Below are 22,354 nucleotides of genomic sequence, written 5' to 3'. Positions count from 1 at the left end.
TCGGGAAGGGTCAGCGATGGCTGTGGCAAGTACGGGCAAGGCACTGGGGGCGGCCAAGGACGCTGAGGTCGACTTCTCCCTCATCGACGTGGCGGCTATCTCCTGGCAAACGGATATCGTCCTCCGTTTGCGGATGGGCACCACGACCCGCGCGGCAATGGACAGGCACTTGCCGAAGATGGCAAATGAGTTGAACCGTCTGCTCGGTGAGGACTTGGGCGCCGAAGACAATCGCGAGGTGCGGGAGCTGATCCGCGAGGGGACCAGACTGATCGACCTAACGAATCGACCGACCGTCGAAACGCCTACGTTCGGGACTTTCGTGTACCTCCGCGATATTGCCCTTCTGACGCGACGGCTGCTGTGGATCTACTCCGAGCGGAACGGGCTGAATGCGCCGTGAGAACCCAGGAGCAGTCCTCCATACCCTCTCCGCCTGTCGGCACGGTGGGTGCCACGAGGCCGCCGTCCGATGTCCGCATCGGCGACTTCATCCTCCTCGACGGCCAGTACCAGCGGGTCCAGGACATGAGGTCCGCCGACACTCCGGCCCACCGCGTTCTGCACTTCGCCGGACGCGCCCCGTTGATCATGCGAGAGGCCCGGACCACCTACCGGCCTCTCGAACACCTCTGATCACGGCCCGCTCGGGCAACGCGCCTTCCTTCTCACCTCACCACGCGAGGAGCACTGTCATGCGCTTTCGCAAGATCCACGGAGCGGGAAACGACTTCGTCCTGCTTTCCGGCCACGAACCGGACGACGACAAGGACTGGCCCAAGGAGGCCGAGCGCCTGTGCGCCAGACGTACCGGCGTAGGCGCGGATGGGCTGGTCCTCAGCCGATTGGTCAGCGAGGACCCCGCCGTTCTCGACGTCACCTGCTTCAACGCGGACGGGTCGATCGCAACGATGTGTGGCAATGCCCTGCGATGCTCCGCCTGGGCCGCTCGCCGCGATCACGGCTTCCAGCAGATGAGTCTCCACATGGCCGGAGTCGTGCACGAGGCGGTCGTGTCGGATGACTCCGTGTGGGTCACGGTCGAGGTGAACGAAATCCTCCCCCGGCGCTTACAAACGGTCATCAACGGCAGACCGACCTGGTTCGACAGCGCCCACACCGGCACGGAGCACGTCGTAGCCATCGTGGGCAACGTGGACGCCATCGACGCGGCAGTGGTCGGTCGCATCATCCGTCACCATCCCGATCTGGCCCCGCTGGGCACGAACGTCAACTTCGTTCAATCCGGCGGCCAGCAGGCGCTGAAGATCCGTACCTACGAACGCGGCGTCGAGGCGGAAACCCTGTCGTGCGGAAGCGGGGCTGTCGCGGCCGTCGTCGTCGCGACCCTGCGCGGGCTCGTCGCTCGCCGCGCCGTCACCGTTCACAACCGCGCCGGGGAGCCGCTCACGGTCCGGCCACACGACGCCCGGCCGAACCGCACGCAGTGGGTCGGCGGTCCGGTCACCAACACCTTCGAAGGGGTACTCGCATGACTCTCTTCCTCAGCCCCAGCTCGGCTCCCGCGGTACGGAAGGCCGCCGAGGACCTTCGCGAGTGGGGACGGAGCCGTCAGGGCCTCGGTGTCGCCCTGATCTACGGGCCCGTGTCCGCCGAGGACAGGCTCTACCACGCGAAGTGCCCCGTCGAACAGCGGTCCGTAACCGCCCTGGCCGGGGCGCTGGAGGAGATCGGCGCCCGCTGGAAGGTGCTGGACCCGTGCGAACCGGACTTCATCATGGATCTGGTCGGGTACGACGTGGTCCTCTCCAACCTTCACGGACCGTACGGGGAGGACGGCCGGTTGCAGGGCCTGCTCGACTACCTTCGCGTGCCCTACTGCGGCAGCGGGGTCGGGGCATCCGCGGTGGCTGCCGACAAGATCCTTTGCAAGCGGGTGATGCTGACCCTCGGCGTACCCACGCCTGGCTGGCATGTCTGGACCGATGGCCCGGCGACCTGGAAGGGGCGCCCCGTGATGGTCAAGCCGCCGTTTGGTGGGTCCAGCGTGGGCATGAGCCTCGTACACAGCCGGGCCGAGCTGCCCGCAGCCCTGGCAGAGGCTGCCGTCGATGAGGGCGCGGCCGTGCTCGTGGAGGACTATGTGAGCGGCATGCCGCTGACCGTGGGGCTGCTGGAGCTTCCGGGCGGCTCCGTCATCGTCTTCCCGCCGCTGGTCACCGAAGCCAACGAAGCCGAGTTCTACGACGCCGATACGAAGATCGACGCGGACTCCAGGGGCACCGTAACCGTGCGCGCCGCCGAGCTGGCGCCCGAGGTGCTGGACAGGATCACCAGGGACGTCCGGACCCTGTGGGACGGGATCGGGCTGCGCGGTTCAGCCCGTATCGACTTGATCCTCACCGAGGACGGCGAGCCGTACGTGCTGGAAGTCAACAGCACTCCGGGCATGTCCCGTGACAGCAACTTCGCGGTAGGGGCGGCGATGATCGGGCTCACGCACACGGATGTCGTCTTGGCGATGCTGCACGAGGCCCTGGCCCGCCCGCCATACGATGTGCCCCTGCCCGCTCCCGCGTTCTCCAGCGCCACACTGACGCGGGAGGCTGCCGTCTCCCCGTAGGAGCTTGCCGCTGTGCCGCACGTCCACGATGTCCCCATGTGCCGACAGCTCATCGCCCCCGCCGAGTGGGATCTCCACGGGGGCTGGGCACTGGGAGACAGGACCGAATGGTCCGACCGGGCGTGCGGCCTGGCATCGCTCAGGATGATCCTGCTCGCCTACGGGCATCAGGCGCCCACGGTGACGGAACTCCTGAAACTCGCGGTCAAGCACGAAATTCTGACCCCGCGCGGAGCACTCCACGCAGGGATCGCGAGCCTGGCGACCGACCTGGGAGTACCCGCTCACGCAGAGTCCGTGCCCGTCGAAGAACTGCTCGGCCGCCTCGAAGACGCCCCGCTCATCGTGTCGGTGACCGAGCAGTTCCCCGACGACGGCCGTTCAGGCGGTCATCTCGTCATCCTCCGCGGCTACGAGGACGGCCCCGACCCGACGATCCTCTTCCGGGACCCGTCGGCCTGGGGCCAGACGCACGATCGCATCCCTCTCAGTCGCTTGTCCCCTTCCTACACCAGCCGCGCGATCACCTTCGCGCCCCTGACTCACAACGGAGACTCTTGATGACCGAGACGAACGGCGAGCCCACCGAGGCCGCAGGCGGCCGAAGGATCGCCGTACTCGGAGAGATGCTGGAACTGGGCGACGAGGCAGTCGAAGCCCACCGCGAGATCGGACGCATCGCGGCGAAAGCCGGCGTCGATCTCGTCTTAGCGGTCGGCGGTGACCTCGCCAAACAGCTCGCCCTCGCGGCAGGCGCGGCAGGGGTTCCCGAGGTCGGCATCGTCCGCGACAACAAGACCGCTGCCGCCTACCTCGAATCCGTCCTCCGCCCCGATGACGTTGTACTCGTCAAGGCGTCCCGCGGCGGTCAGCTCTGGCAGATCGCCCAAGCACTCACCGGGCAGCCCGTCACGGGCCTGTGAGCCGCCTCTGTGGGGGTTCAAGACCATCCAGAGCAGCGTTCGACTGTCATAGCCGACGCCCAAGGCGCTCCCTCTGGCCGCCGCTCGACGACGTGGTGATTAGCTTCGGTCTACCTGGACCGCTTCAGCGGGCTCCAGGGTGACTCGGAGCTGATTCCCGCACCCTCTTCACAGAACAAGAGTTCGACGTGAAAGATGGGCACGGTCGCGTGCCAGTTCGGCACGTCGCTCGTTAGGCAGCGCAGTCGATGCGCCGAGTGGACAGCACTGGTAGCCGTTGCCCACAGCGCCAGGAGGGGACCAATGGGCGATCGCAGCACGATCGAGTGGACTGAGGCGACCTGGAATCCCACCACAGGATGCGACCGCACCTCCCCGGGGTGCGACAACTGCTACGCCCTGACGTTATCCAGACGCTTGAAGGCCATGGGGGCCGCAAAGTATCAGGTAGACGGGGACCCCAGGACCTCCGGCCAAGGCTTCGGCCTCACCCTGCACCCGGACACTCTGGCCATCCCACGCCAGTGGAAGACCCCTCGCATGGTCTTCGTGAACTCTATGAGCGATCTCTTCCACGCCAAGGTTCCCCTGGACTTCGTAAAGCAGGTCTTCCAGGTGATCGCCGAGACACCGCAACACACCTACCAGCTACTGACGAAGCGGGCCCGCAGACTCCGACGGCTGGCAAACGAACTCGACTGGCCCCCCAACCTGTGGATGGGAGTCTCAGTCGAGAACGCGGATCATATGGATCGCGTCGATGACCTGCGACAAGTTCCTGCCGCGGTGCGCTTCCTGTCCTGCGAGCCGTTACTCGGCCCTCTGACCGGTATACATCTGGACGGAATCGGCTGGGTCATCGCAGGCGGAGAGTCCGGCCCCCAGCATCGCCCCGTGCTGGAGGAGTGGCTAGTCGAGATCCGCGATGCCTGTAATAACGCTGACGTGCCCTTCTTCTTTAAACAATGGGGCGGCCGCACACCCAAATCGGGGGGCCGTGAACTCGCCGGAGTCACATGGGACGAGATGCCGCCCCGACTTCCGGCGACAGCACAGTAGCGGCCAAAGTCCATCGGGCGCCGTACGCACTCTGGTGACACATGGCCACGGTGTGTGATCCTCTCCCCAGCGAGACCGTACGGGAGTGGGGGAGCGGTCATGGCCGTGCCGAAGGATGCCGTGTGGGAACGTGATCCGCACACGGCCGCCAAGCATGACTTACTCAAGCGGTACTTGGAGGCGTGGGCGCCGATTCTGCTGTCACGAAACGACGTGATCACCTACGCCGAAGGCTTCGCTGGGGCGGGGATCTACAAGCAAGGCGAACCCGGCTCCCCCGTGATCGCCTACGACGTCTTCGCCAGCGCTCTGGACAGGTTCCCGAAGCGCATGCGCGTCATCCTCATGGAAGAGGACCCTCGGCGGGTTGAGGTGCTTGGGCTCCAGATGACGCTCGCCCGCTCCAGACACACGGACCGTATCGCCGAACGGCTGGCGGTCAATATACGGCAGGGAGACTTCCACCCAGCTCTGCTGCAAAAGCTGCAGAGCATCGGCTCGTTAGGGCAGCCCCTGTTCGTCCTCCTGGACAGCTTCGGGGGGCCAGACATTCCGTACTCGCTGCTCCGGGAGTTGGGTCGCTGGCGCAGCACCGAAGTGATGGTGACCTTCGAGCCCAGTTTCCTCACCCGGTTCGCCCAGAACCACGACGGCCACCGTCAGCGGGGCGACCAAGCCTTCGGCAACCAGAACTGGCGGGCAGTCTTCCAGCAACCCTCATCACGAAAGTTCGCCTTCCTGCGCGAGCAGTACCGGGAGACCCTGCGCCAGGCCGGCTTCTCGCACACGCTGTACTTCGAGATGGTCGACGAGGGCGGCAGGATGCTCTACCTGATCTTCGGCACCCAGCACGAGAGGGGGCTGGAGAAGATGAAGGATGCCATGTGGAAGGTCGATCCTTCGTACGGCGTCCGCTACCGCGACCCCAAGGACACGCAACAGCAGATGCTGGAGCTGGAACTCGAACCGGACACGGCTCCCCTGCAACGGATCTTGCAGGACTACATAGCCAAGTCGTCCGAGGGGCGAGTCGTACCGGAGCTCCAGCGATACACACTCTTGGAAACCGTCTACCGGCCAACCCAAGTGATCAAGGTCGTGCGCCAGCTGCGCGATGCAGGCGCAGTAGCGACGGAGCCTCGTGCCATCAACGCCAAGACACTGGTGACCCTCACGAAGAGCCTGCCTAACACCAGCCCGCCGGTGGAACAGGGGACCCTCTGGTGAACCAACTCGTCGAATCGGCGGGGAAGTGCTGGTGCCGCCTCATTGGAGCGAACACCAGCACGGCAGATCAAGCCCATGCGCCAACACGGCCTGCTGCGTTTTCGCAGGTTCTCGCCCGCTCGCGCTTGGCCCCGCAGTGAGCCGGTGGCTCCGTCCCTTCCCTCCGGCGGAGGTCATACCCCCCACGCCGTAAACGCAGCCCAGTAGACAGGGGAGGCAAACGGGCGCTCGTTCGTCGACATCGTGTGAACGGCGTACTGCTGGCACAGGGCTGCCAGATGCCGGTGAGAGTCCGTGTACTGCGCAAGCTCGTCCCACGTGAGTCGGCGCATCCACCTGCGCGACCGGCGGAGAGCCGGTACTGGGGCGTGGGCGAGGGAGAGGAGCTCGTAGAAGCGTGTCATCAGCAGGGCGGTCGCCATGTCATCCACCTGCCACAAGCTGGTCACTGCGCAGGCCGCCCCCGCCTGGAGGAAGCCGGCCGGGAGACCGAGGAACTCATCGGGAGCCTCGATGATCTCGTAGTGACCCGATTGGCAGGCACTGGCAACTGTCAATCTGCAGACAGGGAGCTGATGCCGCACAAGGGAGTTCATGTCCAACCGACCGTCGGCGAGCGCCAGCGATCCGCCCTGACTGTCAAGTCCGGCGTTACCGTGGCAGCTCAGGTGCAGATATGTCGCCTCAGCGAGGTGATCAAGCACCCAGTCCACGGTGGCCTCGGCCCCCACCGCACAGCTGGCCTCACCCCATGGCTCGAACAATGTGAGGATTTCGGCGAGTTCACTGCGGCTGCCGGGCAACGAACCGTCGGCGTCAGCAACTGCCACTAGGCTCGGCGCCGCTTCCGGTAGCCGTGCAGCCCTGGAGCGGGAAGCAGCATAAACCGCCGCAGACGGCGAGATGATCAAAGTGCCAACGTCGTCGACCATGTCTTCCGTCCCTGGCCCAAGTGGCACGGCATGCAAGGGAACCAAGCCCAGCAAGCCGGTTGGGACAACAACCGCCTCGTGCCGGGAATCGTCCACGAGTAGCTCCACGAGCGGGCACATGAGCGGTTCGAGAGCCTTGAGACGGTCCAGGGCCGCCGGGAGCTGACGCCGACGAGTCAGTCTTGAGGCTTGCTGCGCTAGCCACAGTCCTACGGTGTTGTCGTCCGGGTCCGTGATCAGCAGGTGGAGGAGAGTGACGCTGCTTACCTCGGGGACATAAACAGCGCGCACTGTGGGCTGCGCACTAGGGATCGCGAGGACGTAGCTCCCCCAGGGCGCGTTGACCAAGTACGCGAGCGGTAGCCCGCCAGCAGCCCGAACGATGTCCCGCAATTCGGAGGTGCACAGGAAATCCTCAAAACCCGGGATCGCTTGGATCTCTCCGACCACCGTGCGCAAGAAGCGTTCGGCCTCAGCCTGCACGCGCACCATGGAGTCGAGCCCACCGGGCATCATCGCGGACGGTTCCACGACAGAGGATCGGTATCGGGCTCGCGCCAGCCGGTAGCGGCGGGCCGTGACAGGATCGAGGCGTTCGAGTGCCTCCAGATCTGCCGCTCCACGCCCGGCCACGACCGAGAGCTCACAGGCAAGTCCGCGTTCGACGGCTTCCACCGCACGCTCCGGACGGCCCGCCCGCGCCAACAGAAAGGCGGTCCAGCGGGCGAGTCGATCCACCTGTACCAGCACGCTTCGGCGGCTTGCGACAGTGACTTGGGCGTCGTAGAGGACGTTCACGGCGGTCAGCATGTCGGATGCGACATCGGCTGCCTCCGTCCAGCGTTCCGCAGAGGCGTAGGCTTCGACCAGCTCCCGAGCGATGCTGAGGTGCAGGGAGGGTGAGACCGCGGGCGGTGCGGCGGCCAGGGCTTCGCGGCGCAGCCGAATGCTCTCGACACTATCCGGGCCGTCGAGCTGGTCACTGGCTTGGGCGAGCAACCACGTGATGCGGCCGATGTCGAGTAGGCCGGGGTTCGTCGCGGCCAGATCGAGCGCTGCGGTCGCCGCAGCCCTGGCGCCGTGGGCGTCCGCGGGATCTCGGCCCAGCAGCAGGTCGGCCAGATTGCACTGTGCATGTGACCACAGTGCGGGGTCGTCATCAGGACTGAGGTGGTGGAGAGCGTCCCGGTAGCACAGCTCTGCTTGTCGCAGATCCTCCGGCTCGGCACGTCGGTATAGCAGCAAACCAAGGTTGACCATGGAGTACGCCCAATTGACCGTGGAGCGCTCTGGGGACCGTTCCTCCAGCCCGGCCCTGATCCGGTCGATACCGAGGGTGAGGTCCGTGGGCCCCCCACCCGGCCGCTCTCCGAGCAACAGGCCATAGTTGGTCTGGATTCGTGCCCAGTACTCGGGATACTCGTGGCGGTCCAGCTTGCTCGCGCGCGCCAGCAGGTCGCGGGCCGCCTCCCAAATTTCCAGCCTGTCGCCGTCGTCGCGGAAGTAGTGCGCGCTGGCGAGATTGTTCGCCACCTCCACCCACTGCAGACTGCCCTCAGTCAGCCGACTCATTGCGTGTTCGAGGACTTGGTGCGCCTCTGACAGGTTGGCGTCGAGACCAGCACGGGCAGCAGCCACCTGGCGTTCGCCGAGCCTGGCGGCGAGCTCGGTCTCCGCCTGTTCCTCGCCAAGATCAGCTGCGAGTAGCATCGCCTCGCGGGCCAGCAGAATGCCCTCGGGGCCATCGGCATCGCACGCTCTTACGTACATCTCATCCAGCCGTGCGCGCAGATCGCCGCCGAATTGGCTCAGGGACTCGAAGTAGCGGTGCACCGCCACACCCTGAGGCGTGCGGCCGTCGCAAAGCTCCTCCAGGAGCCGCTGGCGGCTGCGTAACACCGATTCGAGAGGGGAGCCGACGGCTGCACGCAGTTCCTCACGCCCGGCATCACGCACCCTCGTACTGCTGCACAACTCCGGGTGTGTACGGAGGAGTTCGGCAAGTTCGTCCGGCGGACTTATCGCCACAGCGCGCAACAGCTCGGCCACCCGAGTGTCGTCACGCTCCTCCGCAAGGTACTGGAGGAAGAACCTGTAGTTGGTAGCCGTCGGCAGCCCTTCTGGCTCCAGCTGTCGGTATGCCTCCTCAAGGGCAGCCAAGTCCCGGGCGAGATCGCGGGCGAGGACAACCGGAAGCAGGCTACGAGGTAGGAGGACGGGCTGCCCGACAAGGGCGTCGCCGCGGAATCCCCCCGCCTGCTCGGCCTCCTCCAGAAGGGAAGCTGCAATCTGCGATGGATCGTCCTGAAGCTCTGCAACAGCAAGTGCGAGCAGTAGCGGTGCCACTGCACCGGGGCGAAGGACCAGGAGTGGCGCATCGATATACGCCCTCGCCCCGCATCCGGAGCAGTCCACCCATGACATGCCCGGGCCGAAACTCTTGAGAACATCAGCGCGCTCACGGGCATCGACGATGCGCCATACCGGAGCCCCGCACTCCCGGCCGCATTCATCGCAGCGCCACGCGTAGAGCGCCCTCGTTGAAACCGCCACCCGCCCCGTCCTTGGTCCGCCGGTTACTTTCCGCTAGTGATTCGCGAGAGCAGGGCCGCGAAGACCCGGCCGAGTGCAGCGTCCCGCAGGGCCCGCTTATGGATAGTCAAGCTCCACCTGCCGCGCGTATCCCGCTTCACCACGACCTCGGTCTGCAGGAGCACGGCGACGAGTACGGTGACCGAGAGCGCGACCGGGTCGAAGCGTTCCATCGGCGACTGCGCGTATTCGATCGCCTCACTGACCGTACACGCCGCATCGTCACCCAAGGTAGCTACGTATTCCAGCGCAGCCCGCGCCAACTCTCCGTCCGTACCTTTAGGTTGCCCTGGGCGTAGGTACGCCTCCAAGTCCTCGGAGTCTGGCGCGACCCTCAACTCCGAGCCATTCCATGGGCATTGCACAGCAACGGGCAGCAGTCCACGCTCCTCCACCACTACGGAGAGTGCCCGGATGGCAACTTCGTCGGAGAGCTCTCGGATTCGCTTTTCCAAATGACCTCGACTCAACATGACCCAATTCTGGCTCTCCGGCCCGTTGCGCGGGTGTGTTTGCACGAGATGGGCAACTGTTTCCATGTACTCCAACGGACACGCCCAGGGCACAACGCGTCGACGCTGAGCTTCACGCCACTAGAGTGGCCGCCAGGCACGATGATGTGTGTAACTCCTGGGGGCAACATGGACTTAGCGTTCTCCGAGCTGGCGCTGGCGGCACTAGGTGGCGCCAGTGGAAGCCTGAGTGAGGGTGTCGTCACGGACCTCTGGCAGCGTCTCCGAACGCGCTTCTCCAGCGACGCCCGGACCGTTGCCGCGCTGGAGGAGCAAGGCACCGACGATCCGGATGCTGTCGCCGTACTGAGCGAGGCTCTGCGTCGCGAAGCGGCAGCAGACCCGGAATTCCGGGGCGAGCTGGAGGATTTGCAGTCCCTACTGTCCCGGCCACCGGGCAGCACCATCAACACCGTGCGTGACTCCCACGGCCTGAACGCGCCTGGTGCGACATTCAACGGCGCGATCAACATGTCCTTCGGTCGCTCCGAGCAAGAGCAGTGACTGCAAACCCGCCCGAGCCCACTCGGGGCACGACGACGAATAGCGTTATCGGCTCAACGGGCCTAAACGCCCCGGGAGCGGACCTCCGCGGTGCCATCATCAACATGGGGGTGGGGCTCACCAGCCCCACCCCCAGCACCCAGGAACTGCTCGCACTGGGGTCGGTGGAGGCTCCCTACGGCAGACTTCCGGATGTCGTACTGGGCCGAGACGGAACCCTCTCGGCTCTCGCGCAGACCAACGCGGCGAACTATCCGCGCATCCAAGTCCTATCCGGAATGGGCGGGGTGGGCAAGACGACGGTTGCCCTGAGCGCTGCTCAGCGGGCCAAGGAGGCCGGCGTCGAGGTCTTCTGGATCCGGGCCGGATCCGCAGCGGCTGTTGCTGACGGGATGCGCCACGCAGCTCTTCTCGCTGGGGCTTCGGCCGAGCACGTCGCCCATGCGTGGGAGAAGGGCGGACGGCCCGCAGCCGACTTGGTGTGGCGCCACCTGGCGATCCTGGACCGTCCGTGGCTACTCATCTTCGACGATGCCGATGATCTCAATGTGCTGTCCTGCCCGGGCGCCGCGCTCGCCGACGCCACGGGCTGGGCCAGACCCCCGGTCGGCGCCTCACACGGTGTCCTAGTCACCACGCGCGACGGCGACGAGCGATCCTGGGGCAGCCGAATCGCTCACTTCCACCGACTGACAGTTCTGGAACGCGAAATCGCAGGTCGAGTTCTCCAGGAACTGGCTCCGGAAGCGGGTGATACAGACTCCGCCAGGGTTCTGGCCGACCGGCTGGGTTCCTTGCCACTCGCACTGCACTTGGCGGGTACGTACCTGGACATGGCGCACGGCGATCCGTTGGCTGAAGCAGAGACCTTCGTCGAGTACATCGACGCACTCGGGGATTCTCCGATGTTCTTGGACGACGCCACAGAGGGTGTGCAAGGGGATCTTCGCAGTGACGAGGAACGGGCCCGCCGGACCATTGCTGGTACGTGGGAGCTGTCCCTCTCCCTACTCGAACGGCAGGGCACGGCGCATGCCCGCGGCTTGCTGCAGTTGCTGTCTTGCTTCGCCCCTACCGCACCTCTGCCAAACGCCTTGCTCGATCCATCCGAGGTCGCCGCTCTAAAGATGTGGCCCGCGAACGTTCAGCCTCGCGCGATCAGAACGTCCCTGAGCGGCCTGCGCAGGTTCGGCCTCATTGGGGTCGACACGCATTCGACGGAACCGGCGTACCAAATCCACCGGCTCGTGGCCGAAGTATCGGCCGCTCCACTCCTGGCAGAGCCCGTGGACTACAGAGAGGTGTGGGAGTCGGCTGCCGACCTGCTGGTGGCGGCTACCCCCTATCGGGAGAATCCGCGGGATCCGAGTTCCTGGCCAGCCTGGCAGGGGCTCACCCCTCACTGGCAGGTCATGATGCAGCGTCTACCGCGATGGGGCACCGCAGCTGATGACCGCCTGACCGGGGTGTTGATCGGCGCCGGGGTTGCCGTGTCCTATTTGCACTTCCGAGGCGAGTATGCGGCAGCCTGTGCAATGGCGGACGAAGCATTGAAGCGCGCCATCGCCTCGGAGGCTGCCCCCTGGATCAAGGTGAACATCCGCAGGCATCGCGCGGTTGCGGTCGAGCAGATGGGCGATCTCAAAGCGGCGGAGGCCGAACTCGACCACATTGTGGAGGATTGCGTCAAGGAGTTCGGACAGGATGATCCCACCACTCTGTCTGTGCGCTATCAACGGGCGAGAGTGGCATGTCAGCGAGGAAAGCTTGCGGACGCGGAGCGCGAGTATGACGAGGTGATTCGCCACGAAACCCTGCTGTTCGGCGCGGAGGCGGCCACTACGCTGCGTTCAAGGCACGGCCGCGCGATCTGTATCAGGAGCATGGGACGCCTCGACGAAGCAGCAGATGAGGGAGGGAAGACCCTGGAAGGGCTGCGAGCCGAGCTAGGAGAGAAGCACCCCGATGTCCTCGAAGCCCAACACGAATTCGCGATCTCGTTGCGCGATCAAGGGGAGAACGAGCGTGCCGAGCAGGTCTTCCGCCAAATTCTCAAATTAGAGGAAGAGGTTCTCGGGTCCGAGCACCCGTCCACACTGATCACTCGCACGAACCTGGCCATCACACTTATTCTGCGCCAGGAGTTAACCGCAGCGGAAGCCGAGATCCGGACGGTGCTTGACGCACGGACCCGCATCCTTGGGTCCGATCACCCCGAAACGCTAGAGGCACGCCACAGCCTGACAATGTTGCTCATGCGGCAAGGGGAACTCGATGCAAAGAGCGCTGCGACGATCTTCGCGGAGCTGACCGATGCGCAGAAGAGGCAACTCGTCGAGGACCACCCCAGTGTGCTGGCAGGCCGCAACAGTCACGCTGCGGCGCTACGCCTCTTGGGCGAACTGGCCGAGTCAGAATCGGAGTACAGGTCGCTCCTGGACGCAGCAACCTCACGCCACGGGGAGCTGCACACAGTCACGCTCAACGCCCACTTCGAGTGGGCGATGGCCTTGGGACGCGTCGGGCGCAGAGACGACGCGGTGTCTGAGATGCGTAAAGTTCTGGCTCTTCAGGAACGCGTTCTCGGCAGCTCGCACCGTAACGTCGTCAGTGTCAGGGCGGCGTTGGGCGCACTCCTGCAGCAACAGGGAAGCCTCGCTGAGGCCGAGGAACAGTTGTCAGAAGCGTTGAATGCTCTGCCGGAGGAGGACGGTGGACGCCTGGACGTCCGACATGATCTGGCAGCGGTGCTTCAGGCAAGTGGACGGCCGCAGGAGGCCATTCGTCAACTGCGAGACATCGCCAATGCGGAACAGCAGAGGTCTGGCCCCTCACACCCCGACACGATCACCGCACGCAATAGTCTCGGGGTAGCCCTGAAGGACTTCGGAAGGCTTGACGAAGCAGCGGCGGTGTATCACGAGGCGCTCAGAGACGCGAGCAGCAAACACCGCAATGACCAGCCTCTGGTACTGACGTTACGCCATAACCTTGCTGTCGTCATGCGCATTCAAGGCGAGCTCGACGAAGCTGAGAAGGAACACTCAGCGATCCTGGAAATCCAGAAGCGCAAGCTCGGACCTGAGCACCCCGAGACGCTCACGACACGACTGTCGCTCATCCGCATCCTGGATGATAGGGGGGCCACTGCCGAAGCCGAGGTCGCATACCGCGAGCTCTTGTCCGTATGCACCCGCGTCCTGGGGCGCAACCATCGACAGACCCAGTCCATCTGGGGAAATCTCGCCTTCCTGCTGGTCGAGCAAGGACGATATTCCGAAGCAGAGGCGGAGTACCGCGATGCGCTGGACGTATGCCGAGAGCTCCTCGGAGACGACCACCCGGAGACCATCACGATGAACCATAACCTGGCCATGGCGCTGGGCAATCAAGGAAAACTCGCCGAAGCTCTTCCTCGGTTCCGTGACTCCGTGGAGCGTCGAGCGCGCGTACTGGGACCCGATCACCCGGAGACACTGGTAGCACGCAAGAGTCTCGGTGAGGGCCTGAGCCGGGCGGGACAGCCAGCAGAATGCGCCGAACACTTCAAGGAAGTGGCAGAGAGCTGGGCACGCACACGTGGCACGGACCACGACTCAGTCTGGGACCTACGCTACCGACGAGCCCAACTACTATGGGAAGCCAAACAGCCGCGCGCCGCGCAGAAAGAGCTAGAAGCTCTGCTGGCGGGCGCCCTGACGACCCGGTCTGACGGTGATCCGCGCATCAGCGCGCTTCAACGGGTGCTGATGGCTGTGCGTGCCGACGATGGCGATTCCTAGCCAGGGATCACATCGAAGGCTCGGCAGCCCTTACTCATACAGAGCAGCCATTCCGGGCGTCGTGCAGCCGGATCACCCGGAGCCCGACGCCTGCGGCGACTCGGGTGAACGACCGGTAGATGTTGCGCAGCTCGACCTGGCGACCGGTGCGGGGGGGGGGTGAAGACCTGCCCGCCGTTTCCTTGCCACCACTCCCCCGCCCGCTCCCGGATGTCTACCTGCCGCATCCGATGCCAGCGCAGCGGAGCGACGCACATGGCGGGCAGTGCGACCGCGCGGCGGCGGCAGCGTGCACCTAGAGATGGAGCACGCGGCTCCCTCGCCGGCAGAAACCGGGGCGCGGTGTCTAAAAGCTTCACGTGCTGCGTGGTGAGGGGATCCCGGATACCCATGCGCGGCCCCGCTCACGGGGCGCGGCGGAAATTATTCGCGTCAATCGGCAAGTGCAACTACAACACTCCGAGGAATGGCTCGATACACGGCAAACGGGATTAGCGAGAAGCCGGGATGCTGCGGGAGATCAATGAATCCCAAGCGTCCCAGGTTTCGCATCTGCGCGTTCATGGTCTCCGCAAACTCCGCCCTGTTTAGACTTCCGTCTGCATTGTAGAAATTCATGTCAGGTAGAGAGGTTTCCTCTGTGCCGTAGCTGCCAATGCTGCCAACTACTGTCCACTCCTGTTGCTCCGTCCCGTATCGAGCGAACAGGACGTCTGCTTCACTGTCCAAGTACTGGCGCCCTTCTTGGAGGCGCGAGTTGATAAGGACGCCTTTCGCTGGAGTAAGGTTCACGTGAAGGCCAGGCGCAAAGACACCCTTGGAAATGCGCACGAAGGCTCTCAGGGTTCTCCCGTCCGCGCCGCCAATGTCAGGGAAGTCAGGGATTGAGTCTTCCAGCGCGGCTGGCCCGTCTGCTGGTTTCTGCTTAGGCGTACGCCCCTGCTGTCCTCCTTGCTTCGCTTTGCTTTGACTTGCTTGCTTGACGACCGGCAGATGCCCCATGTCGTTCAATCCGACCATCACGGAACCAAAGGCCGAGAATGCCGAAGTCGCGTAGCGAGTATCAAACAGCGAACCCATGGCTGTAACTCTGACCAGGGACCCTACAGGCAGTCTTCTTTTCAGTTCGCCGGAGCTCCACTGTCCGGGCTCGCGGACTTCTTCCGATATATCTCGAAGCAGCGACTCTGACTCTAGGGCCTGCTCGAGCATCGGAAACAATGCGTCACCCAGAGACTTATTGGTATATGTTTCACTTCCAGAGCCTTGAAAATATTGCCCGGCGACCCGCGGGCCGACAGTTGTCCTTTTTTCTTTGCGCTCGGTCTCCCGCGATTCTTCTGCGATCCCTCCGTCAATTTGGGCCAGCATTGCCCTGACTTTGTCAGTGTCTACGTACAGGAACTCGCGGAGTATCATTCGCACCCTCCTCTTAGAGTGGGCCACATCGTAAGGGACAGATGCGTCTGCAATGGCGCATATAGCGAACATTGGCACCAAGTGCGGGACGTTTGGCACGGAGTGCCCTCAGGACAGCTCCTTGCACCGCGCCAGCCTCCGCGGCTGGCTCTGGTCGATAGCAATGCAGCGTGGCTAAGGTCTTTGGGGGTGCAGCGAGGCATACACGCGCCTGGTCGGGCGTTTGCATCCGCCGTCGTGGCTGACTGTCGTCGGCTGAGGTTTCGTGCCACAGCTCGCGCCTCTGCCGCAAAGTCGAAGAACGCCAGCACGGTGCGGAGCAAGCTCCGGGAAGCGGACCAGTACGAGGACCAGGTGAACACTGCGGCTCGTGACGCTGCGTCCTGGAGTACCAAAGCCGCGAAGTACGGAAAAGAAGCAGCAGACCTGCAGGTCAAGCTGGCCAAGGCAGAGCAGGCCGAGCAGCAGGCAGCCGAGCGAGCACGTCAGCGTGAGCAGAAGGAGGCCGAGCTCCGAGCCACGGCCGAGCGTAAGAAGATCCAGGGCCGCCTGGCTGCGACCGAAGAACAGGTCAGCATCGCGTTGCGGCAGCTGCGGAAGCCGAAGCCGGAGAAGCTGCGCGTGCTGATGCTGGGTGCCGCATCGGAGGGCGACTTGCGGGTAAGCCGCGAGCAGGCACGGATCCGGACAGCGGTCGAAAGAGCTCTACACCGCGACCTCGTCGAGCTGGACGTCCACCCCGCCGCTACGACAGGGCATCTACTCGACGGCCTCACCAGGTTCCGTCCCCACGTGGTGCACTTCTCCGGCCACAGTGACACCGATCTGATCCTCTTCGAGCAAGACCTCGATGAGCCTCACGAGGGCGCGATCGTTACAGATCGGGCCTTCGCAAGCGCCATCAAGGCCACCGACGACCCGCCGCTGCTGGTTCTGTTGAACTCCTTCCACTCCGCCGCCCAGACCAAGAACTTGGTCGAAACGGTGCCCTTCGCCATCGGCATGGCGGACGAGATCGGCGACGGCGACGCGATCACGTACGCCGCTCGATTCTACGCCGCTGTAGCCGACGGCCAGTCGGTCCGGGCAGCGCACAACCTGGGCCGAGCGGCCGTGGAACTCGCTGGTTTGCCGGACCACGAACTGCCGACCCTCGAATGTGCCCCTGACGTCGACCCCAGCACCACCTTCCTGGTCAAGCCGCCTCAGTGACCGGCCGTGTGCCACGCGGTGGGCGACGCTTCAGCCGTTGCGACTGGTGGACTACCCGCGTGAGGGCACATCCAGGGCACATGAGCCTGGGGAGTTACGCCAACCGATGAGAACTACCGAGAGTGGTTTTCACTGGTCAGCGCATACGTTGCCAGGAAAACCCCCGGTCACCGCCCCGCCCCAATTGCCGCATGAGTGGCAGGGCACGGTCCAGAGCACCCCGGCAGCAAGCACCGTCTCCACTCCCATGCGGGCGCGAGGCTTGAGCGGATGGTCCAGCACGAGGTGTCGCCGAGTGAAATGAAGTACGAAGCCACGTGGCGCTGACCAGGTACGGCGTTCACTTCCCGTGCCACTCATCACGCAGTCGGCGCACCGCAGCGATGGCGCGTACGGCCTTATCGACAAGCGTCGGGACTTGATCCAGGACATACCCCAGTACGAGGACACACCCACCGAGCGCAGCAACCGTAGCGGTTGCCCAACCGACCGTTTCCATCCGAACTGTCTCGCCTTCCTTTAAGAAGGTGGTCGGTTCGGAGGCGTGGCAGGCTCAGACCGACCACCTGAATTGGTGGTCTGGTCGAGAGCCCAGGCCCGCACGCCGCTTCTCGGTGCTGTATTCGAGTCTCTGACGTCTTGAAGGTCGCGTACCGCGTGGCCCGGGTACCGCCCCTCACGGCTCCCCGGTGGTGTGTCGGACCGTCCGGAGCTACCGCCCCTCCCATGCTCGCTGTGGTGCTCGACTTCTACAGGCCAAAACTCGTCGTGTTATTGCTTCGTGACCAAATAGTGGCAGGCTTCGCGGAGCGCCTGAAACAGTACCGGCGACCAGGTCACCGAGCCGCCCCGCGCTCCGCCGGCTGCTCGGCGCAGAGGTCGAACGGGCGCCCAGGTCTACCGCATCCTCCTCGAGAGCGACACTGCTATACCCGACCCGATGCAGGCTGACCCCATGCCGTCAGATCGGCGCCCACTCGGAACGGATCCAGCACACATGGGGACGAGAAGCCCCGTGAACACGTGAGAACTACGGAGGGATATTTTCCCAGGCCAGACGCACCACACCCGGCGTCTCCGCAGGTCACAGTCCTGGCCCGGGAAAACTCCTAAAGCGGGTGTCGCAGGTTCGAATCCTGCCGGGGGCACCAGCGAAAACGCCCCGGACCGATCATGGTCCGGGGCGTTTGACATTCACTTCTGACCTCAACGGCGGCGGTCACCCGCGCCGGGCACCTCAGTGTGACAGCGGGCCGGGATCGGCATCAGGGACGATGAATCCCCGGACCGGCCGGGTTCCGGAGGGGGCCTGTTCGGAGGCCTCCGCTTCGGCCCGTCGCATGGTCGCGACCAACTCGGCGTACTTCGGGTCGATCCACTCCATGGGTGTCCTCCTTCTGGCCCGCAGCTCTGGTCGGTTGGTGCCAGCCAGAGCGCGTCGTCCAGGGGGGAATCCGGCCTCGACAATGCGCTGTTGGGTCCGCCTCAGCGCCTCGGGATCGCGCCGCTGTGGGACGGGATCGGGCTGCGCGGTTCAGCCCGTATCGACTTGGTCCTCACCGAGGATGGCGAGCCGTGAGCGCCACACCTACGCGGGAGGCTGGCGTCTCCCCGTAGGAGCTTGCCGCTGTGCCGCGCGTCCGCGATGTCCCCATGAGCCGACAGCTCATCGCCCCCGTCGAGTGGGATCTCCACGGGGGCTGGGCGCTGGGAGACGGGACCGAATGGTCCAACCCGGGGGTGCGGCTGGCATCGCCGAGGAGGGTCCCGCTCGCCTACGGGCACGAGGAGCCCACGGTGACAGAACTCCTGAAACTCGCGGTCAAGCATGAGGTTCTGACCCTGCGTGGAGCGCTCCACGCGGGGCTCGCGAGCCTGGCGACCGACCTGGGACTGCCCGCTCTCGTCCGCGACAACAAGACCGCTGCCGCCTACCTCGAATCCATCCTCCGCCCCGATGACGTTGTACTCATCAAGGCATCCCGTGGCGGCCAGATCCGGACCGGCTGATTGAGTCATCCCGACTCATCACGAGCGGTTTTTCAGTCGTTGCCCACTTCGAGGAGCCAGCCATCGCTCTCCTCGCTGCACATGTAGCCGGCCGTGTGACCGTTGTCCGTCAGCTCTGCCCCCTTGTCCATGCACGCCTGCTGGGTGGGGAAGCCACGGTATTCATCCGCTGCCTGCGCCGCCCCCATGCTGATGGTGGTGGCCGCCGCTATACCGGCCAGGACGACAGCTGCCTTGCTGAGCTTCTTGCGCATATCCTCGCTCCTCCGAAGTATTTCCGTGGACGATCACCACGCTGCCCGGGCTCGCTAATGGATCACTAAATGATCACTAACGGTTGGCGCAGGGCTCCGACAGCTCTTCCACGGTCAGCCCTTTGTCGGGGGCCACGCCGAGGTGGTATCCACGTTGCTCACTGCGGTAGAGCGCGGCCAGCACACTCACCGTGGCCGGGCTCCGGTCGCCGAGGGGACAGCCCGGGCCGTTCCCAGACGTCGCCGAAGAGCACCTCTTCCTCAGGGCGCAGGTATAGGCGCCGACGGGTCCACGTCTCAGGAAGCCGCAGGCCACCGGCATGGCCGAGGGTCTGGCGTTACACAGCCCCCCACCGGGGGAGCGTCCGGCTTGGCCTGGCACCTCCGCCGGAATCCGGGTCGGTGGCGCCTCATATCCTCGCTGGGTGAGTACCACCAGTCGCATCCGTCAGCTCGGGAACACGCTGCTCCTGCCCTCCGTCGACGGGGGCGCGGCGCAGAGCATCGCGGCGCGGCCCGTACCGCGCTCGTACCTGCTGTCGGCGCGGGCCGCGGATTTGGGGCTGACGGTCGTCGCGTTGGTGCTCGCCGTGTGGGCCAATCTCCAGAACCCCTACTTGGGACCGGCCGCTCCCTGGGCGAACCTGCTGATCGCCGCGGTCAGCGCGCTGCCGCTGCTCGTACGGCGCCGGGCGCCCGAGCTGGTGCTCGCCGTCGGGCTGCTCGCCAAGGTTCTCCAGGTCTCGGCTTTCGCGACGCCCCTCGCCTACTACGCGGAGGGCGCCTATCGCGGCCCGCACAGCCGCCGGACCGTCTGGGCCTCGGCCGGTATCGGGCTGGTGGTCCTCGCGCCCTGGGATGCGGCGGCATGGTCCGATTTTCGGATAGTGGCGCTCTGGTTCTCGGTGAACTTCGTCTTCTCCTGCCTGGTGCCGCTGCTGCTGGGGCTCTACGTGGGCCAACGGCGCGCCGTCGTCGCCGGTCTCGTCGAACGGGCGGAGCGTGCCGAGCGGGAACAGCGGCTCGTCGTCGAGGCCGCGCGGGAAGAGGAGCGTCGGCGCATCGCCGGGGAGATGCACGACGTGGTCTCCCACCAGGTGAGTCTGATCGTCGTACACGCCAACGCGCTCAGCGCCGTCGCTCACGACCCGGAGGTGACGGGCGAGACCGCGCAGATCATCCAGACGGCCGGTCGGCGCGCGCTCACCGAACTCCGGGAGATGCTGGGGCTGCTCAGGAACGGTCCGGCCGATGGCCCGGCCGCCGGGGAGTCAGGGGCCGCGGCGCACGAGCCTGGCGCGGCCGTCGGCGGGATCGCCGAGCTGGCCGACGGTTCCCGGACCGCCGGGCTGCCGGTCACCGTGCACGTCGAGGGCGCGCCGCAGCCACTGGCGGAGCCGGTCGAGCGGGCCGCTCACCGGGTCGTACAGGAGGCTCTGACCAACGTGCACAAGCACGCCCCGGGCGCCACGACGCGCATTCAACTCGTCTTCGGCAAAAGAAACTTGCGGGTACGGATCGTCAACGGGCCGTCCGAGACGTCTGAGGACGGTGGGGCGCTGCTGCCCAGCGGGGGGCATGGGCTGATCGGGCTGACGGAGCGGGTCCGCCTGGCCGGAGGCACCATCGAGTCCGGGCCCACCGGTGACGGCGGCTTCCGGATCGATGCCGCGCTGCCCATGTCGGCGCCGGGAGCGGCCACAACCGAGGCGTGACGTTCAGGTCAGTCCGGCGTCGTGGGTGATGAGCGCGACCTGGGTGCGGTTGGCGGCGCCGAGCTTGGCCATGATCCGGCTGAGGTGGACCTTGACGGTGGACTGGCTCACGAACAGGCCGCCGGCGATCTCGGAGTTGCTGTGGCCCTGGGCGACTGCCAAGGCCACCTCGCGCTCGCGGGCGGTCAGCTCCGCCATCCGCGACCGCGCTTGCGAGGCGGCCGCGCCCGCGCCCGTGGCGAAGACGGCCAGCAGCTTGGTGGTGATACGCGGTGAGAGCATCGCCTCGCCGCGCGCGAGGATCCGTACCGCGTCGGCCAACTCGCGCGGCGAGGTGTCCTTGAGCAGGAACCCCGCCGCGCCGTGCTGGAGTGCGGCGTAGACGTATTCGTCGACGTCGAAGGTGGTGAGCGCCGCGACGGCGGGAGGATCGGGCAGCGCGGCGAGCCGCCGGGCGACCTCCAGGCCGCCGACGCGGGGCATCTGGATGTCGGTGAGCACCACGTCCGGGCGGTGCTTGGCCACCAGGTCCACTGCCACCGAGCCGTCGTCGCCTTCGGCGACCACCTCGATGTCCGGCTCGGCGTGGAGGATCATCCGGATGCCCTTACGCACCAACTTCTCATCATCGAGGAGGACTACCTTGACGGTCACTCACGCCACCTCCTCGTCCGCTCACCTGCGACATCGCCTCTACACGGTATCCGCCGTCCCCGGTACGCCCCGCCAGCTCGCCGTACGACTTTCGGGCAAGTCCGCCCGAGCGCAAAGGGTGACGCGACGGGGCTGCCGACCGGGACAGGATCGACGGTGTCGGGTCCGGCCGGGCCCGAAGTTCGAGAGGACAGAGGACAGATGGCCAGGCGCGGCAAAGCGGCACTGTGTGCGGTGGCGGGGGCGGGGGCGATCACGCTCACCATGGCAACGGCACCGTCGGCATCGGCGATCATCGGGGGACACGACGCCACGTCCCCGTACTCGTTCATGGTGAGCGTGCAGAAGGACGGCCACCACTACTGCGGGGCCTCACTGATCAAACCGGACTGGATCGTGACCGCCGGGCACTGCGCGGTGAATGTGAAGCCCCAGCAGCTTTCCGTTCGGGTCAGCGACCACGATCGTACGAAGGGTGCCGAAGCGAAGGTCACCAAGGTCACCGCACACCCGGACTTCTCCTACGAGCCGTTCCGCAACGACGTGGCCGTGATGAAGCTGGACCACCCCGTGGACGCGAAGCCCATCAAGGTGGCCGCTGAATCCGGGCGTCCGGGCACCGACACTCGGATCATGGGATGGGGAATGACCTGCGAGGACGGCAGCGAGTGCCCGGACCCCCCGATCCGGCTGCAGGAACTGGACACCAAGATCGTCCCCGGTGAGCGGTGCAGCGAGAACTACCACGCGGACAACGAGCTGTGCACCGACAGCCCCACCAAGAACGCGCAGGCGTGCATCCTCGACTCCGGCGGGCCGCAGATCAAGGGCCGTCCCGGGCGGTGGGAACTGATCGGGGCGACCAGCCGCGACGGCGACGCCGATCCGAAGTGCGCCAGCGGCCCCGGCATCTACACCGACCTGACCGCCCACCGCGACTGGATCGAGCGGGCCACCGCGAAATGATCGGCGAGG

At 65.6% G+C, this 22,354-nt stretch carries 20 protein-coding genes and 2 pseudogenes; 14 read left to right on the top strand and 8 right to left on the bottom strand.

Annotated features, from left to right (window positions below; genetic code table 11):
- Nucleotides 1-16: 16 nt before the first annotated feature.
- From ACZ59A_RS09405 to ACZ59A_RS09370, 8 genes are all read left to right on the top strand, one after another.
- The gene (locus ACZ59A_RS09405) at nt 17-403 is read left to right on the top strand and encodes a hypothetical protein (RefSeq protein ID WP_470955682.1); all 387 of its coding nucleotides are present in this window, start codon (nt 17-19) and stop codon (nt 401-403) included.
- A 44-nt stretch (nt 404-447) separates the two neighbouring features.
- Nucleotides 448-636, top strand: coding sequence for a hypothetical protein (locus ACZ59A_RS09400; protein WP_470955680.1), 189 nt, complete (start codon nt 448-450; stop codon nt 634-636).
- A 59-nt stretch (nt 637-695) separates the two neighbouring features.
- Entirely contained in the window at nt 696-1,496 is an 801-nt protein-coding gene (gene dapF, locus ACZ59A_RS09395; protein ID WP_470955678.1) for a diaminopimelate epimerase, read from the top strand.
- Nucleotides 1,493-2,584 (top strand): D-alanine--D-alanine ligase family protein, encoded by a 1,092-nt coding sequence (locus tag ACZ59A_RS09390; protein ID WP_470955675.1) that lies wholly within the window; start codon nt 1,493-1,495, stop codon nt 2,582-2,584. Before dapF ends, ACZ59A_RS09390 begins: the two co-directional genes overlap by 4 nt.
- Before the next feature lie 36 nt (nt 2,585-2,620).
- The gene (locus ACZ59A_RS09385; RefSeq protein ID WP_470955671.1) at nt 2,621-3,145 is read left to right on the top strand and encodes a C39 family peptidase; all 525 of its coding nucleotides are present in this window, start codon (nt 2,621-2,623) and stop codon (nt 3,143-3,145) included.
- On the top strand, nt 3,145-3,507 hold the full coding sequence (locus ACZ59A_RS09380; protein ID WP_470955669.1) for a glutamate ligase domain-containing protein: 363 nt from the start codon (nt 3,145-3,147) through the stop codon (nt 3,505-3,507). The genes ACZ59A_RS09385 and ACZ59A_RS09380 overlap by 1 nt, the downstream gene beginning before the upstream one ends.
- Nucleotides 3,508-3,810: 303 nt before the next feature.
- A complete protein-coding gene (locus ACZ59A_RS09375) occupies nt 3,811-4,566 on the top strand; it encodes a DUF5131 family protein (protein ID WP_470955667.1) in 756 nt (251 codons plus the stop codon).
- Between the two features lie 99 nt (nt 4,567-4,665).
- Nucleotides 4,666-5,793, top strand: a complete 1,128-nt coding sequence (locus ACZ59A_RS09370; RefSeq protein ID WP_470955664.1) for a three-Cys-motif partner protein TcmP — start codon at nt 4,666-4,668, stop codon at nt 5,791-5,793.
- 173 nt (nt 5,794-5,966) lie between these two features.
- Here ACZ59A_RS09370 and ACZ59A_RS09365 read toward each other — a convergent pair whose 3' ends face one another.
- Together ACZ59A_RS09365 and ACZ59A_RS09360 are read right to left on the bottom strand one after the other, a co-directional pair.
- Complete coding sequence (locus ACZ59A_RS09365) at nt 5,967-9,278, bottom strand: CHAT domain-containing protein (protein ID WP_470955661.1); 3,312 nt, start codon at nt 9,276-9,278, stop codon at nt 5,967-5,969.
- Nucleotides 9,279-9,301: 23 nt separating this feature from the next.
- Nucleotides 9,302-9,856: a hypothetical protein gene (locus tag ACZ59A_RS09360; RefSeq protein WP_470955658.1), complete on the bottom strand. Its 555-nt coding sequence runs from the start codon at nt 9,854-9,856 to the stop codon at nt 9,302-9,304.
- Between the two features lie 102 nt (nt 9,857-9,958).
- On the opposite strand from ACZ59A_RS09360, the gene ACZ59A_RS09355 reads away from it, so the two are divergent.
- Nucleotides 9,959-10,333, top strand: a complete 375-nt coding sequence (locus ACZ59A_RS09355; RefSeq protein ID WP_470955656.1) for a hypothetical protein — start codon at nt 9,959-9,961, stop codon at nt 10,331-10,333.
- Nucleotides 10,334-10,443: 110 nt separating this feature from the next.
- The gene (locus ACZ59A_RS09350) at nt 10,444-14,115 is read left to right on the top strand and encodes a tetratricopeptide repeat protein (RefSeq protein ID WP_470955653.1); all 3,672 of its coding nucleotides are present in this window, start codon (nt 10,444-10,446) and stop codon (nt 14,113-14,115) included.
- A gap of 40 nt (nt 14,116-14,155) precedes the next feature.
- Here ACZ59A_RS09350 and ACZ59A_RS09345 read toward each other — a convergent pair.
- A pseudogene (locus tag ACZ59A_RS09345) lies at nt 14,156-14,399 on the bottom strand (site-specific integrase); the annotation flags it as partial.
- Nucleotides 14,400-14,547: 148 nt separating this feature from the next.
- On the bottom strand, nt 14,548-15,534 hold the full coding sequence (locus tag ACZ59A_RS09340; protein WP_470955650.1) for a DUF6414 family protein: 987 nt from the start codon (nt 15,532-15,534) through the stop codon (nt 14,548-14,550).
- A 312-nt stretch (nt 15,535-15,846) separates the two neighbouring features.
- On the opposite strand from ACZ59A_RS09340, the gene ACZ59A_RS09335 reads away from it, so the two are divergent.
- Nucleotides 15,847-16,746 (top strand): CHAT domain-containing protein, encoded by a 900-nt coding sequence (locus tag ACZ59A_RS09335; protein ID WP_470955648.1) that lies wholly within the window; start codon nt 15,847-15,849, stop codon nt 16,744-16,746.
- 1,237 nt (nt 16,747-17,983) lie between these two features.
- Here ACZ59A_RS09335 and ACZ59A_RS09330 read toward each other — a convergent pair.
- Nucleotides 17,984-18,130: a hypothetical protein gene (locus tag ACZ59A_RS09330; RefSeq protein WP_470955645.1), complete on the bottom strand. Its 147-nt coding sequence runs from the start codon at nt 18,128-18,130 to the stop codon at nt 17,984-17,986.
- 269 nt (nt 18,131-18,399) lie between these two features.
- Here ACZ59A_RS09330 and ACZ59A_RS09325 point away from each other — a divergent pair, with 269 nt between their 5' ends.
- Nucleotides 18,400-18,756: a hypothetical protein gene (locus tag ACZ59A_RS09325; protein ID WP_470955642.1), complete on the top strand. Its 357-nt coding sequence runs from the start codon at nt 18,400-18,402 to the stop codon at nt 18,754-18,756.
- 32 nt (nt 18,757-18,788) lie between these two features.
- On the opposite strand, the gene ACZ59A_RS09320 is transcribed toward ACZ59A_RS09325, so the two are convergent.
- The gene (locus tag ACZ59A_RS09320) at nt 18,789-19,010 is read right to left on the bottom strand and encodes a hypothetical protein (protein ID WP_470955640.1); all 222 of its coding nucleotides are present in this window, start codon (nt 19,008-19,010) and stop codon (nt 18,789-18,791) included.
- Nucleotides 19,011-19,104: 94 nt separating this feature from the next.
- Nucleotides 19,105-19,270: pseudogene (locus ACZ59A_RS09315) on the bottom strand (carboxymuconolactone decarboxylase family protein); the annotation flags it as partial.
- A 165-nt stretch (nt 19,271-19,435) separates the two neighbouring features.
- Between ACZ59A_RS09315 and ACZ59A_RS09310 the strand changes: the two are divergent.
- Complete coding sequence (locus ACZ59A_RS09310; protein WP_470955637.1) at nt 19,436-20,725, top strand: sensor histidine kinase; 1,290 nt, start codon at nt 19,436-19,438, stop codon at nt 20,723-20,725.
- Between the two features lie 3 nt (nt 20,726-20,728).
- On the opposite strand, the gene ACZ59A_RS09305 is transcribed toward ACZ59A_RS09310, so the two are convergent.
- Entirely contained in the window at nt 20,729-21,379 is a 651-nt protein-coding gene (locus ACZ59A_RS09305) for a response regulator (RefSeq protein WP_470955634.1), read from the bottom strand.
- Nucleotides 21,380-21,643: 264 nt separating this feature from the next.
- On the opposite strand from ACZ59A_RS09305, the gene ACZ59A_RS09300 reads away from it, so the two are divergent.
- Entirely contained in the window at nt 21,644-22,345 is a 702-nt protein-coding gene (locus ACZ59A_RS09300) for a S1 family peptidase (RefSeq protein WP_470955632.1), read from the top strand.
- Nucleotides 22,346-22,354: the final 9 nt, after the last annotated feature.

The sequence above is a fragment of the Streptomyces sp. NPDC040405 genome, from assembly GCF_055595765.1.
This window is presented reverse-complemented; position numbering and strand designations above follow the sequence as displayed.

Excerpts from the sequence above, each read along its gene's own strand:
- ACZ59A_RS09380 (WP_470955669.1), top strand. The coding sequence starts at position 3,145 with ATGACCGAGACGAACGGCGAGCCCACCGAGGCCGCAGGCGGCCGAAGG.
- ACZ59A_RS09390 (WP_470955675.1), top strand. The coding sequence starts at position 1,493 with ATGACTCTCTTCCTCAGCCCCAGCTCGGCTCCCGCGGTACGGAAGGCC.
- ACZ59A_RS09355 (WP_470955656.1), top strand. The coding sequence starts at position 9,959 with ATGGACTTAGCGTTCTCCGAGCTGGCGCTGGCGGCACTAGGTGGCGCC.
- dapF (WP_470955678.1), top strand. The coding sequence starts at position 696 with ATGCGCTTTCGCAAGATCCACGGAGCGGGAAACGACTTCGTCCTGCTT.
- ACZ59A_RS09370 (WP_470955664.1), top strand. The coding sequence starts at position 4,666 with ATGGCCGTGCCGAAGGATGCCGTGTGGGAACGTGATCCGCACACGGCC.
- ACZ59A_RS09320 (WP_470955640.1), bottom strand. The coding sequence starts at position 19,010 with ATGCGCAAGAAGCTCAGCAAGGCAGCTGTCGTCCTGGCCGGTATAGCG.
- ACZ59A_RS09405 (WP_470955682.1), top strand. The coding sequence starts at position 17 with ATGGCTGTGGCAAGTACGGGCAAGGCACTGGGGGCGGCCAAGGACGCT.
- ACZ59A_RS09340 (WP_470955650.1), bottom strand. The coding sequence starts at position 15,534 with ATGATACTCCGCGAGTTCCTGTACGTAGACACTGACAAAGTCAGGGCA.
- ACZ59A_RS09375 (WP_470955667.1), top strand. The coding sequence starts at position 3,811 with ATGGGCGATCGCAGCACGATCGAGTGGACTGAGGCGACCTGGAATCCC.
- ACZ59A_RS09385 (WP_470955671.1), top strand. The coding sequence starts at position 2,621 with ATGTGCCGACAGCTCATCGCCCCCGCCGAGTGGGATCTCCACGGGGGC.
- ACZ59A_RS09360 (WP_470955658.1), bottom strand. The coding sequence starts at position 9,856 with ATGGAAACAGTTGCCCATCTCGTGCAAACACACCCGCGCAACGGGCCG.
- ACZ59A_RS09325 (WP_470955642.1), top strand. The coding sequence starts at position 18,400 with ATGAGCCGACAGCTCATCGCCCCCGTCGAGTGGGATCTCCACGGGGGC.
- ACZ59A_RS09330 (WP_470955645.1), bottom strand. The coding sequence starts at position 18,130 with ATGGAGTGGATCGACCCGAAGTACGCCGAGTTGGTCGCGACCATGCGA.
- ACZ59A_RS09300 (WP_470955632.1), top strand. The coding sequence starts at position 21,644 with ATGGCAACGGCACCGTCGGCATCGGCGATCATCGGGGGACACGACGCC.